This window comes from bacterium, assembly GCA_018812485.1.
Lineage (GTDB): Bacteria > JAHJDO01 > JAHJDO01 > JAHJDO01 > JAHJDO01 > JAHJDO01.
Genome location: JAHJDO010000019.1, coordinates 1 through 13178 on the forward strand (window position 1 = coordinate 1; position 13178 = coordinate 13178).

Below are 13178 nucleotides of genomic sequence, written 5' to 3' on the forward strand. Positions count from 1 at the left end.
TCAACTATGATGGCTACCACCCCTCAGTATTTTTCAGTCTCAGATCAATTCTTACGTGGATTTTCCGGGATTGACTATACGAAGATGTTTGGTGAATTTGATGGCCCAAATTTTCCCAAAGACCAAGGAAGGGTGGTTTGGATAAGGTTGGAAAACGGAGTTCTATGGCCTATTAATTATGCGCCAGCAAGAACGATTAGCCCAACAGAGTTTACAGTTACCTTTGGATTAGGTTCTGTATGTTTAGAAAATCGAACGGACTCTGTAGGACTGAAGGGAAAGATAACAGTATTTGTTCCATTGAATGATACTGTTGAGTTGTGGTTGATAGAACTGACTAATATAGGAAAGCATACAAAGAAGGTCGATATAATACCAACTGTACCAATCTTTGGGGGAAGTCGTAGTTATACGGAGTATCATAGAGATGTGGTGAGATTATATAATAAATCTATACACGATAATAAAACCTCGACAATTATTATATATCCTGGTTTAGAGTGGATAGAAGGTTGTACAGATCATAGTAGCATCTCTTATTTCATGCATGCCTCGTCTTCTAAAGGGAAAGGAGGAAATTATTTTTATTCTGATAGAGAAACCTTCCTTGGGCCGCATTACAGATGGGATTGTCCTCTTTCTTTGGCAGCAAAGATAAGGCCGAAATTTAATGTTTTTGGAAAAGAGGCCGTAGGAGCAATAGAGTTTTCAAATGTTAGGCTTAAACCAGGTCAGACCCTTTCCTGCGGAGTTATCAACGGCATAGCTCTTCAAAAAGAGAAAGTAAAGGAGTATGTAAAGAAATATAATTACAGTGGGATTTTAGTAGCTAAGGAGAAACTAAATAATTTTTGGCAAAAAAAATCAAAGAAGAAAACCATAAAGACCGATGATAAAAACTTTGATATTTCTTGGAATAAATGGTGGTTATATCAATTATCCATGCGTTTTTGGTTCGGAAATACCGGCCATCCCCAATTTGATTATGGCATGGATTTCAGTGGATGGCGTGAAATATGGCATGATATGATGGGTATGATTTTACTAGATCCAATTGAAGTTGAAAAGTATCTACTTTATACCCTGTCGGGAATTCGTCTTGATGGGACAAATGCTACGAGGTTTTTTTCCAGAACGAAGAAATTCGGTTCTGATGAAGTAAATGGGTTATGGTCTGACCATCCTTATTGGACTACGCAGACGGTACTTCTTTATATAGAGCAGTTAGGAGATGTAAAATCTTTGCTTAGAGATGGAATAAAGTATTTCCGTGATATTTATCTCCATCGAGGAGATGAAAAGGATAAAGATTGGCAGGTCGGAACTATAGGAAACGCAAGGACTAAAGGAGGAAGTGAGGCTACAGGATCTATACTTGAGCATTTGTTAGTCCAGCTTTTATCCATGTATTTTGATGTAGGGAGAAACAATCTTCTTAATATTAAACGAGCTGATTGGAACGATAGTGTTGACCAGACAAGAGGAGAAAGTGTTACTTTCTCTATGGGATTAGTTCAAGATTTAACGGAGTTGGCTGATTATTTAGAGAAGATGCAGAGACTAAAGGGTGTTAATAAAGTTAAAATCTTTAAAGAGCTTACAATTTTAATTGGTAGTAATAAAATTTCTAAGAAGAAAAAGATTGAAAGGCTTGACAGTTATCTTGAAATTGTAGATAAAGATATATCCGGAAAGAAGGTGGAGATTAAACTTTCCGAACTGATGGCAGATTTGAGGAAGAAAGCAGCTATTGTGAAAAAACAGATAAACGACATTGCTTGGAATGGTAAATATTACATAGGCTACTTTGATGGAAAAGGCAAACCGATTGATACTGTATTTAGCAATAAAAAAGAAGATTTTATGATATATTTGATGCCACAGGCCTTTTCTATTATATCAGGCGTAGCTGAAAGTAAGAAAATAGATATTGTAATAGATTCTGTTAATAAATATTTGTATGATAGAAAAGTTGGCGGATATAAATTGAATTATCCACCTTATACACAGTTTGATAAAAGAATAGGGAGGATTACAGGTTTTGCTCCAGGGACTAAGGAAAATAATGCAGTTTTTAACCACGCTAACTTATTCTGGATGTATGCTATGTTAAGATTAAAAAGGGCAGATGATGCCTTTAAGGTATGGGATGGAATTAATCCTTTAAATCATGAGCAGACTGAAGCAATGCTTCCTCCGTGGCTCCCCGAATATTATGTCTCGTCAGATAATGTAAACTTCAGTGGACGGGCTGAATATCCCATGCTGACAGGTTCTGCTGTTTGGACAAGGTTATTGTTTGAGCGTTATGTGATGGGTATAAGAGGAGAAAGTGGAGGTTTAAGGATAGATCCGTGTCTTCCATCGCAATCTAAGTGGAAACACTGCTCAATGACCGTAGATTTTAGAGGAGCTAGATATGAAATTTCTATTAAGAATCCAGGTCATAAGAAGGGAGCGATTGTAAAAAGGATGGTTGTTGATGGAAAAGAGATACAAGGAGGAGTCATTTCTCCCTTTAAAAGTGGAACTCATACTGTCCATGTTACATTAGGATAGGTGTATGGAGTTATCCAGGAAAGTTTTTGCTAATTATGTTGCTTGGTTTAAAACCCCTTGTTCTTTAGGCGGTAGAGGCCAGTGGCTTCACTGGGATAATAATAGGGAACGCTCGTGTAAACACAATCCAGATAAAATTGATCCTACTACCGGATTACGTGATATTGCCTCAGTACATTATCCTCTCATAGGGCCATATGATTCAGTTGATCCAAATGTGATTGAATACCACATTATGCTTGCACAAGCTGCTGGAATAGATGGGTTCATAGTAGAGTGGTTTGGAAAAGATGATGCTAGAGATGTGGATAAAGCTACTTTGGTATTAAGAGATAAGATAAAAGAGATAAATTCAAATTATGGGACAGATTTCAGGCTGTTGTTAGCCTGGGAGGATAGCTACGCGGGAGGCAATAAAGAGGAGGCTATTTCTACATTAGAATATGCGTGGAAGAATTATATGAGTGATCAGAGTGTCTATGTGTGGGATGAGAAAAAAAAGGCCCCTATTTTATTGGTGTTCCCTTATTTTACGGGCCCAAGAAGGAGTTTTAGACCAGGTGAGCTTTTATCTATAATTGATAGATTGAAAATTTGTCCAGTTTTCTCTTACCATTTTCCTCAGGTGAATGAAGAAGGAGGGTTTCTTAATGTACGTGGGGTTGAGAGTATTTATGCATGGGTGATTGCCCATTCGTGGGATGGAACGGAGTGGGGTAAATCAAATCTGGATTTATTTTATGATTTTTTGAAAGGTAATAAAAAAAATATGGAGTTTGCTATAGCAGGTTGTTATCCTGGGTTTGATGATGTAGGGGTTGGGGCCTGTTGGATTTGTAATCCTAAAAATAAAAAAGCACACCGTTTCATTAAACGAGATTCCAGGAAATGTAATACATATGATCTTACTTGGAAACGTTTTTGGCAATATATAGAATCTTTTGAGTCGGATAAAGATGTGCCTGTACCCTGGATGCAAATTGTAACTTGGAACGACTGGAATGAAGGGACTGAGATAGAACCGAGTATTGATCGTATAGGTAGAGAAGGTGTTGATTATGGTTTTGGTTATGGGTATGAGTATTTGAAGAAAACTAAAGAACATGTTCGTGCTTTTAAGGGAATAAGTGAGACTCCAGATGAAGCTTTATATATTCCTCACTTAATTTATAATGCTCGTATAAAGGCTAAGAAAAATAGGCCTCTGCAGGATGCAGAGCAGAAATTAACTAATGCTGTAACTTCTTTCTTTTCAGGTAGATACAAAGATGCGTTATCTATCATTCAGACTGTATAGCATGCGTGTCTTCATAACATGTATATGATAAAAAGAATAAATCTATTGCTTTTTATATGTCTAATATATGCCAGTTTCCCTGACGGAATATGTGCCTCGGAAAGAGAAAATGGAAAATATGTGTTTGCACATTATATGGCATGGTACGGAAACAAAGAAACTTCAGGACAATGGTTTAACTGGGCCATCGCCTTAAATTCAATTCCAGAAGATAAACATCACTATCCTGATTATGTCGATTGGAGAGGTAGAAAGGATATCGCCTCTTCTCTGTACCCATTAATTGGACCCTATGACTCTACAGATGAAGATGTATTAGAATATCATATATTACTTGCGAAGGCAGCAGGTATAGACGGTTTTATGGTAAATTGGTATGGATTTAGTAAAGATCAAGATGTCATCAACCAGAATGATATATCTTTTAAAAAACTACTTCGTCTTTCTGAAAAGTTAGATTTTAAGATATGTGTATGTTTCGATGACAAGAGCATGTTTCCTCCTTATAATAAGCTTAAGACCAGAAAAGAGGTTATAAAAAATACAGAGCTTACCATTAAAAGATTTAATAAAAAATATTCTTCTTATAGATCATACTTTAGAATAAAAGACAGGGTGGTGTTTAGTAATTTTAGCCATAGTGAACCTTCTGATTCAGTCGATTCTCCTGGATTTTCCGCCGATGAGTATGCGCTGTTGCTTCAGCCGTACAATTATTTTCTTATGCACGATTTCCACTGGTATTTATCCGAAGATTATTTTGGCGTATCAGACGCAATGTTTCCGTGGCTTGAACAAAATTTTCATCAATTGGAGGATTTTTATAAGAGGTCTAGTGTTGAGCTTGAGAAGGCACGTATTCGATTTATCTCTGGTCTGGTTTCGCCTGGTTTTGATAATACAGGATGTTGGGGGTGGGGTACTGGCCCTCATATAACATATCGAAATGGATTATCACATTATTCTCTTTATTGGGAACATGTAATTAGACACGACCCTGGGTTTATCCAGATAGTTACGTGGAACGACTTTCCTGAAGGGTCGGTGTTGGAACCAACAAAAGAATTTAAAAATACCTATCTTTTTGAGACACTTAAACAAATAGCACGATATAAAGATTTCAATCCAGATTACTCAGGCCTCACTATTCCAGCTAGAATATACAATCTTCGTAAACTTGCAAATGGCGCAAAGAAAAATAGGCTCCCTTTCTGTAGGAACTATACAAAGAAGTTAAAGCGTTCATCGAAGGCATTTTTGGATAAGGATTATACACTAGCTAAGATTTCTCTGGATAGTTTATATACTGAACTTGAAAGTATATATTCACGATTATTTTCAGCTGAGATAAATGAACTAATGCGGGGTTTAAAAGATAAAAAGAAGCTTGAGAAAAACAGAATTATCCTATCAGTATTATATAGCTCAGTTATAGAAGAGTTGATAGATTTCTCGGATGAGAAACTCGAGGAGATTTTATCCGAGAGGACAATCGCCGCATTTATTTTAGATATATTAGAAGAGAAGGATATAGCGTTTTCAGAAGTCGAGCGTATAGTAAAATATCTTTTACGGTATGGTGATAGTGAGATTCTAAAGGATGTAATCTCTTATTTATGTTTCAATGATTCTTCATCGGATGAGTTTATGGGAAAGATTGATATGATTTTTGCGGAACGAAAGAGAGACATTAGACCCGCATATTTTAAAGACTATCTAGAGAATTGCGACTTGCAATCAGCAGTTCAGTTGATAAGCCGTTTGTCACAAGCAGCAAATAATACTTTCAAAACTGAGCCGTCTTACTCGGAAGAGTTAAGGGAATTAAAAGTTTTACTTGAATTAAAGACTGTGCAATTGTTAGAGGAGATGAATGCTCTTAAAATGGATACTGTGGATACAGTCGATATGGTCTGTTCCGTTATTTCGCCTACTAGTCCGAAGTTTTGCAACATAATAGCAAGGGCTTATTATGAAAAAAAAGATATGGAAAAGTTTTTCCAAGTGATGAAAGAAAATGGAATGGCGATCACGATAAGGGAAGCATTCAGTGAACCGGTTATAGATGGAATAATTGAGCCAGAAGAGTGGAAAGAGGCAGTTTCTATTGATGAGTTTTACAGGTGTAGTGATGGAGAAAAAGTTAATCTTAAAATGAAGGCATGGATAGCAAGAGATGCAAGGTATATATATGTGGCAAGTGAATGTTATGAGCCGTTTATTAAGGAATTGAAGGCAAGCCACGTAATAAGAGATGATAAGAATTTATGGAAAGATGACTGTTTGGAGTTATTCTTTGATACAGGATATAGTTTAAAATCTTTTAAACAGATCCTCGTGAATACAAAGGGAAACGTGCTTGATCTTATATTGAAAGATGGCATACCTGTATATGATTGGGATGGGGACTATAACATTGGAACGTCTGTAACAAAGGAAAAGTGGAGCGTAGAGATAGCTATACCTCTTTCTCTTTTAAAAAATACGCGTATATCGAAAGGTGAGATATGGGGATTTAATCTTTCCATATCGAGGCATGCAAAAGAAAATGAGCAGTGCCAGTGGGTATCTACTTATGGCCATACACATAAACCATGGCTGTTTGGAGTGATAAGGTTTGAGTGATGTAAATTGTTGAGAATAGTCCTTTTTACATGGTTTATCTTGTGTTGTATAGCAGGTGGCATTGCCTTTTCTATGGAGGAACTTAGTCCATCTGAGATTGAGATGGATTCTCAATCTCGCGCAAATAAAGAAGCTGAATTTATTAAATATCGAAATTTAGGACAATATGATAAAGCGATTGCTATTCTTGAAGAATTGATCCATTCTTTTCCTTTGGTAGTAGGATATTATATTGATATGGGAGATACTTATCTACAGGGATTAGATAGACCGAAAGAAGCTATTAAATATTTCTGGAAAGTTGTTGAATTAAATCCGGATTTGAGTTACATCTATGCGTATATTGCTTTATGTTATGAGCGACTTGGAGAGCTTGAAGAAGCAAAAAAGTTTTATCAGAAGTCACTTGAATTTTCCACAAATTTATACTGGTTTTCTTTTGCAAAGAGTCACTTATTAGCTATCAAACTTGCTCAAGAAAGTTTTTTTGTAACAGATTGGTATGTCATAGGCCCTTTCTCTTACGAGTTAGAACGAGGGTTAGATACGGTATATCCTCCAGAGAAGGATGTCAAGTTAGATTCTGTATATGAAGGGGATATTGGTTTAGTTACTTGGAGCAAGATCATACCATCAGAAAATTTAGGATATGTAAATCTGAATTCTATGTTTTCACCTAATGATAATACGATTGCCTATGCCCTTACTTATGCATATTCCGCGGAAGATCGAACTATAGAGGTTCGCATTGGGAGTGATGATGGGGTCATGGCTTGGGTAAATGGTAAGATGGTGTTAAAAAGAGAGGTGTTCCGTACAGCCTCACTTGATCAAAATATTGTCAGGACGAGATTTTCTAAAGGATGGAACATGATTTTGCTTAAGATTGCCGAGACAAGTGGAAGTTGGGGTTTCTATTTTAGAATTACAGATATGCAGGGATTCCCTATAGAGGATATCGTGTTTGATACAGAACGTGACGAAGTTAGAGCAAAAAATGTTATTAAAGATATACATGCCAGGAGAATGTTAGAGCTTGCAGGAATCGGGTTGATTGTTGTTATAGCAGGTGTTTTTATCTCGTGGGTTTTTGTATATCTTGGCATCCGAATATATCAAAAAATAGAAACCCGTCGTATGCAGCAGAGATTTATGTTGAATGTTTCTCATGAATTAAAAACACCTTTGACTGCTATGCAGATATCAGTAGAAACCCTGCAGCAGTCACGGATAAAAGATCCTGAAAAAAATAGGCGTTATTTAAATCATATTTCGGGTCAAGTCAGCATATTAACACAATTCATAGAAAACATTCTCAGTTTTTCTAAAATTAAGCGCGGTGTGAGAGAATATGATTTAAAAAAACAAGATATTGTAGAAATTGTTAAAGAAAGTATAGCTTTTTTTTCTACGGCATACATAGAAAAAACTCCAAACATAAAATCGACTTTTGGAACCAGTCCTGTATATGTCAATATCGATAAAGATGCGATTATACACGTAGTTCTTAATCTCCTTAATAATGCTCATCATTATTCAGATAAGAATCAACCTATAGACGTCATTGTGCGTTGTGAACCCAAGACTCGATACGCAGTTATTGAAGTTGTTGATAGAGGTATCGGTATACCTAGAAAAGAGATAAAGAGAATATACGGGGAGTTCTATCGTGGAAAACGAGGGTCAGGATATTGGTCTAAGGGCAGTGGACTGGGATTAGCATTAACGCGATATCTTGTTAAAGCGCACAAAGGATACATTGAAGTCCAAAGTACCATTAATAAGGGTAGCCGGTTTATCGTACGATTACCTTTATATGAACAATAAATAACATATCAAGGGGAAAGCCGATGGGAAAAATTTTAGTGATTGAAGATGATCCTGTAATTCTTGAAGGTATAGTAGATAACCTGGAACAGGAAGGATATTCTGTTATTACAGCAATGGATGGCAAAACAGGTCTAAATATGGCATTAGACTCATCACTTGATTGTATTATTCTTGATGTCATGTTACCCAAGATGAATGGCCTTGAAATTTGCAGAGAATTGAGAGAACGCAATGTTAAAAGGCCCATACTTATGTTAACTGTAAGATCTGATGAGGTTGATAAGGTGCTTGGATTAGAAATTGGAGCTGATGATTATTTAACAAAACCTTTTAGTATTCACGAACTCATAGCGCGTATTCACGCGTTACTTAGAAGAGTAAAACGACAGCAAACTGTGCGTTCTCTGGATACATATTCATTTGGAGACGTCCATATCGATTTTAGGAAATATAGAGTCAAAAGAGGCTCACGGATATATCGTTTAAAAGCGAGAGAATGTGAGGTTTTGAAGTATATAATTGAACGAAAAGAAGAGGTTGTAAATCGCAGTGATATTCTGAGAGATGTTTGGAATTATAAATTTGCGCTTTCAAGCCGTAGTATCGATAATTATATTGTTCGTCTGCGAAAAATGATTGAGAAAGACCCTGCTAGACCAATACATATCTTAAATGTTAGAGGGGTCGGCTATAAGTTTATAGATTAGTTTAGTCTGCCAATATAGAGCCTTCCATTTACCTCCTTATCTTCATATTAAAGATTACATAAGTTTTACACTTCTGTGACAAACAGTGACGAATTATCTGATACACTTTAGAGTGAGAGGTTAAAAAAGCCGTTCTTTTTGTGAAGATATAAAAAGAACAGATAATCGATGTGTTTTTTTAAGATCTTGGCAGAGAAAATATGGAGGTGTTTTATGATGAACTTTAAAAGAATTAATAATTTAAAGGTTAGAGCATTATTTATATGTCTATTATTTATTTTAAACACCTCTGTATATGGTATAGAGATATCTAATAAAACGCACCTCAGGATACCGTTTGCAACTGCAATGGATAGTGATGGTGTTCGTGGAGGAGCCCCAGGGTTTATAACAAAATTTCAATATTTAGTCGCAGAACAATGGATTGGGAAGAATAATGCATTGAGCTCAGAAAATAGGCGGGAGGATTTAGAAGCGGAGTTTGGCGTAGAAGGCGAGATAAAAATATATATTGTCCCGGGTTTTTTGAAAGGCACAAGTCTGCCAGCTTATTTGAAAACTAGAGCAGGTATTGTCATTGTGGATGCTGATACTTTTAATCAAGAAGACGGAAAAATATTATTACAACATGAGGTAGAGGAACTTGCAGTGACAATTAAGTACAGAGACAGAGATTCCGAATTTGCACGTATACCTGATTCAGAAGAACGTAAGCAGGCATTTGCTGAATATTTAGATACAGGTGATCCTGATGAGATTAGAGCTTTGTTGTTGAGCTTTCACGATCACGATAGTGTAACTCGATTACCTGCAAGGCTCGTGGAACTAATTAGAGATGTAGAAGTGGAGGAATCACCTATACGACGGGCTGAAGTACCTGACGCAGATAGGCCAGTACGTGGAGCAGGATTTTCTAGACGAGATTTCCTTAGATTTACAACAGAAATGCTAGCTCTACCAACATTAGAATCAGTTTATCGAACGCTGCATAGAGGCATATCAACAACTGCTGCTGTTGTAGACCTAAGGGCTAGAAGAGTAACCGCGGAGGGACAAACACTGGAACCTGGATTTGTTGTTTCGCTATATACTGTTATAGAGGAAGGCAGTTGGCCTTACAGTGTTGGCGGTGGCATGAAGGCTTCAGTTACACTTTTACCTCAAGAAACAGGTTATGCTACGGCAGTTGTTAATAAAGAAGGAAGCGAGGTAACACTTCTTAATGCAAGAGGAGAAGGAATTACAATTACATTACCGGGTGGTACAAATGTAAATGTAGATCAGCCCATAGCTATTGGTGATTTCAATGGTGATGGTCAGTTCAAGCTTGTAATTATGCGTAACATAGAGGATGGAGTAGATGTTATAGCTGTAGATATAAATACTGGTACAGTAGAATGGCAACAAGAGATTCCTGGAGTAACGAGTGGTAGAGGAGTGGCGGTAGGGAATAATGTTATAGGAGCAGGTCAGCAAATAGTTGCTGTAACAGGAGAGAAAGTAGTACTATTAGATTCGGGTAATGGAAATGTGATCTGGGAAAAGGAGTTTCTTCTTAGTGATTCAAAGGTACCGCCGGTTTTGGCTGATGTTACAGGCGATGGTTTAGAGAATGTAATAGTTGCAGATATGGAACGTGTTTATGTTTTAGATAGGTTTGGAGAAATTTTATGGAGTACAGAGTCGTTAGTACACGATCCTATATCAGGGAATAAGATTGAGCATATTTCAGATATTGTGGCTGGAGATATTGACGGTGACGGGAAGATAAAGATTGTAGTAGGAACAGGCAATCAATCTACCCCTACTGGCTACGGTGTCGATAGGGATATTTATGTACTTGATGGTCAGACAGGTGAAGTGTTGCATAGGCATGAGATTTCAGTATTAGTGCCTCTTATTTATGATGTTAAGTTATCGCTTGGCGATGTTATGGGAGATGGGATAGTCAGGATTGTAGCGACGTATGGTTACGGGATCATTGTTTTAAATCCGGATTTGACAACATTATGGGAGACTTCTGTGGACTGGCGATGGTATCCATCAGCAGCTGCAATTGCTGACATAGATGATGATGGAATTTGTGAAGTAATAGTTCCTTTTAGTAGAGATGATAAGAAATACCTTGGTGCATGGCGTGGTGATGATGGTACAGAGATAGAAGAGTTTACGTTAGAGATGGAACAGAATTGGACATTACAGCCTGGGATAAGAGACTTCGATGGGGATGGAAGGATGGAACTTGTTATCAATGCAGAAACTTCGGGTCCAGGTAACATTTATGCATTTGAGGTAATAATTGGTAGTGCTGGACTTGTTGAATGGGAACAAGATAGGGGAGATGGACGAAAGACAGGATATTATGGTGAGGCCCCATCCCCAATTTATATAGGCATGCCTACAATAGCGTGGCAATATAAGTATGGAGGAGCGGGATCAGATGAGTTTCATAGAGTTATTAGGAGCTCTGCAGGAGGCTATATTATAGCAGGTAACAAGAGTATTAATGATGGAGAAGTAGCAGGTTGGATTGTTAAGTTTGATACAAATGGGGTATTTGCAGGCGAATTTACATTTGGTTCTATCGGAAATAATGGCTTTAGAGATATTATAGAAACTGGAGATGGTGGTTTTCTGGCAGCAGGGTGGGGTTATGACCAGGATGGAAGATTGTACATGCGGGCAGTTAAGTTAAGCTCTGATTTAGAGGTAGAATGGGAGAGTATGTTCGGAGTAGAAGCTGAAAATATATATGCCAAATCTGTTGTTGAGGCTGATGATGGTGGATATGTGTTTGTGGGGACTGCAAACGATTATATTTTTGTAATAAAAATTGATTCTTCAGGAGAAGTCGTATGGCGTGAGCAGATGCCAAGTGCTCACGATATTTGTTCATATGCCAGTGATATTGCCAGGAGACAGGGTGGCGGATTTATTGTAGTAGGGTCTGAAGTTGAGGAGACATTTAATTATAGTACAGATATAGTGGTATATAACCTTGATGAATTTGGGCAGGTGGAAGGGGGCGTGCAATATATAAGCACGGCAACTCATGAATCGATGAATTGTATTATTCCTACAGCAGATGGTGGATTTATTATGGGTGGCTGGGTAAGATGGCAGCCTGATTGGCCGGAGACAAAAGATGCGTTGGTTATTAAGTTTGGACATGATCTTAATGTAGAGTGGAAGAGACAGTTTTATGTACCTACACCACTAATTGGTGTTAATTTTGGTGCAGAAGAAATCACCTCAATTATAGAGTTGCCTGATGGTAGATATGTTGTAGTAGGAAGTTATAAAAAGGCCAGGTATCCTCTTACTGGTACACACGATGTTTTCGTTGCTGTATTGCGTCCTGATGGGACAGTGGAAGGCATAAGGATACTTACCGAACATGATGATGGTATAAATGATATAGTAAGGGATATAATGTTAGGGACAGATGGAAGATATGTTATGGTTGGAGCCACGGAGAATAATAGTGCAGGAGGGTTAGATGGATGGGTATTTGGCGATTCAAAAGATATAGGAGCAAGAGTATATTTGCCAACAGTTTTAAGGCAGGCTCTATCCCAGCCACAGACTGGAGCGCTTACAGCTACATTCATACCGATAGGATCTGAACGATCTCCAATTTCTCTAACAGAATTGCACGATACAGTAGTGTTATTTTTAGGTGACGGAGCAATGGCTAATCCAGAGGGATTCAGAGATGCACTGAGTCAACTTCCTGAAAATAATAGAGCAGTAGTAATAACAGATTCACCGGAAGATTTTCATAGTTTTTGTGTTGATTTTCATTTGTTAGATTTTGATATTTTTATAAGAACACCAGCACAATTAGGTTTGGCAGATTTTGATTTGGAACAATTCTGGGCTACAATAGTTGGCATTGATCTTCAGTGCATACCTTTAGCTGACGACCTTTGTAGTCAATATAAAGCTTTGGAAAGAGCAAGAGACGAAGTTTAATAGTTATAGTAAGACCTTTCTCACTTTCCAGGCACCAAGAGATTTATGTTATAAAATAGTGAAATGTCCGGTTTATTAACAAATGAAATGTCCGCTTTCAAAGCGGGATATGGTAATATGCGTAGCTTAACTATGGAGGTTAGTTATGCAGGTATATTATCCAGAATCCGCACTGGAGCGGGCAA

At 37.4% G+C, this 13178-nt stretch carries 6 protein-coding genes; all 6 read left to right on the forward strand.

Annotation, left to right across the window (positions count from 1 at the left end; genetic code table 11):
- Window positions 1–2559, forward strand: a 2559-nt coding sequence (locus KKC91_01400; protein MBU0477214.1) for a hypothetical protein, incomplete at its 5' end; no start/stop codon positions are given.
- 4 nt (window positions 2560–2563) lie between these two features.
- Window positions 2564–3856, forward strand: a complete 1293-nt coding sequence (locus KKC91_01405; GenBank protein MBU0477215.1) for a hypothetical protein — start codon at window positions 2564–2566, stop codon at window positions 3854–3856.
- Window positions 3857–3874: 18 nt separating this feature from the next.
- Window positions 3875–6481: a hypothetical protein gene (locus KKC91_01410; protein MBU0477216.1), complete on the forward strand. Its 2607-nt coding sequence runs from the start codon at window positions 3875–3877 to the stop codon at window positions 6479–6481.
- 72 nt (window positions 6482–6553) lie between these two features.
- A complete protein-coding gene (locus KKC91_01415) occupies window positions 6554–8308 on the forward strand; it encodes a tetratricopeptide repeat protein (protein ID MBU0477217.1) in 1755 nt (584 codons plus the stop codon).
- Between the two features lie 23 nt (window positions 8309–8331).
- Window positions 8332–9018 carry a response regulator transcription factor gene (locus KKC91_01420; GenBank protein ID MBU0477218.1) on the forward strand — a complete coding sequence of 229 codons (687 nt, stop codon included), beginning with the start codon at window positions 8332–8334 and terminating at the stop codon, window positions 9016–9018.
- 213 nt (window positions 9019–9231) lie between these two features.
- Window positions 9232–12993 (forward strand): PQQ-binding-like beta-propeller repeat protein, encoded by a 3762-nt coding sequence (locus KKC91_01425; GenBank protein ID MBU0477219.1) that lies wholly within the window; start codon window positions 9232–9234, stop codon window positions 12991–12993.
- Window positions 12994–13178 lie beyond the last annotated feature (185 nt).